General features: G+C 53.5%; 1 protein-coding gene and 1 pseudogene. Both read right to left on the reverse strand.

Translation table 11 applies throughout. The features are described 5' to 3' along the window. Positions 1–112 precede the first annotated feature (112 nt). A complete protein-coding gene (osmY, locus tag QMM04_RS22500; protein ID WP_021507660.1) occupies positions 113–703 on the reverse strand; it encodes a molecular chaperone OsmY in 591 nt (196 codons plus the stop codon). 259 nt (positions 704–962) lie between these two features. After that, positions 963–1,381: pseudogene (gene prfC, locus QMM04_RS22505) on the reverse strand (peptide chain release factor 3); the annotation flags it as partial.

The raw sequence follows: 1,381 nt of genomic DNA on the forward strand, positions 1-1,381 counted from the left end.
CCCCAACGAAACATAAGCCTCTCCTTTACCATAGTGAAAATCGAACTGCTTATTCTTCACATCACTGTATTTAATGCGGAACGGCACCGTTGGTGATGCCGTTCCGGTTGCGTTAAGATTTCACCTTCAGGTCATTCTTCACGCTTTTCACGCCTTCAATGGCTTTGGCGATCTTCTCAGCCCGATCGGACTGGGCCTGATTCGCCACTTCCCCGGACAGCTGTACCACGCCATCGGTGGTTTCCACCTTCACGTTGCGCGATGGCACAATGTCATCTGCTAAAAGTTTAGCTTTTATTTCACTGGTGGTTGCTGCATCACCTGCATAACCTTTCAATGAACTCTGTTTGCTGTCTCTGACGTGTAGTTTGTCGCTGACGGATTTAACCCCTTCCACCTTCTGCACCAGCGCCACAGCCTTCTCGGCCTGGTCCTGCGAGGTGACAAAACCGCTCAGCGTCACGACGCCTTGCTGCGTTTTGACGGAGATATCCGTACTTTTAATCGCTTCATCGTCCACCAGCGCGGCTTTGGCTTTGGCGGTGATGCCGCTGTCATCCATAAAGCCATCGACTTTTTTCATAGAACTATCGATTTTGGAACCCGCGCTGCTGCTGGTATCAGCCGCCATTGCCGCGCCGCTTAACAGCGCAGTACCGGCCAGTGCAGCAATCAGGGTTTTAGCAATCTTAGTCTTATTCATCGATATCATCCTTCAATCAGTTAACCCACTCGCAACCGCGAATGCGCCAGCAACACACCACGTTGCTGCGTGATGGACGTAATCAGACCCACAGGTCCGTTTTCTCGTCCGACAGAATAATCATAGTAGGGATTACAGCTTTTGCTGGCTTTTGTGGTTGATATCTCGCCAAAAAGCGATAACCGCAGCGCAATTAAGAGGAGTCTGTATCGGAGAAAACCGGGCGGCAGAAAGCAGCAGCCCGGTGAAGACGGCGAACTTAGTGTTCGCGCGTTTTACGGAAGGTCACGTCAGGATAGCGCTCCTGCGTGATGTTGAGGTTGACCATGGTCGGGGCGATATAGGTGAGGTTGTCACCGCCATCGAGCGCCAGGTTGATCTCGTTTTTGCGCTGGAAGTCGTCAAACTTCTTCGCGTCGCTGCATTCAACCCAGCGGGCGGTCGACACGTTGATGGCCTCGTAAATCGCCTCAACGTTGTACTCGCTCTTGAGACGCGCCACGACCACATCAAACTGCAGCACGCCCACCGCACCCACGATCAGATCGTTGTTGTGCACCGGACGGAACACCTGCACGGCGCCCTCTTCCGACAGCTGGACCAGCCCTTTCAGCAGCTGTTTCTGCTTCAGCGGATCGCGCAGGCGAATGCGACGGAACAGTTCCGGGGCGAAGTTCG

This window comes from Pantoea sp. Pa-EAmG (assembly GCF_030024295.1).
Lineage (GTDB): Bacteria > Pseudomonadota > Gammaproteobacteria > Enterobacterales > Enterobacteriaceae > Pantoea > Pantoea dispersa.

Coding starts and splice junctions, on each gene's coding strand:
- osmY (WP_021507660.1), bottom strand. CDS start 703: ATGAATAAGACTAAGATTGCTAAAACCCTGATTGCTGCACTGGCCGGT.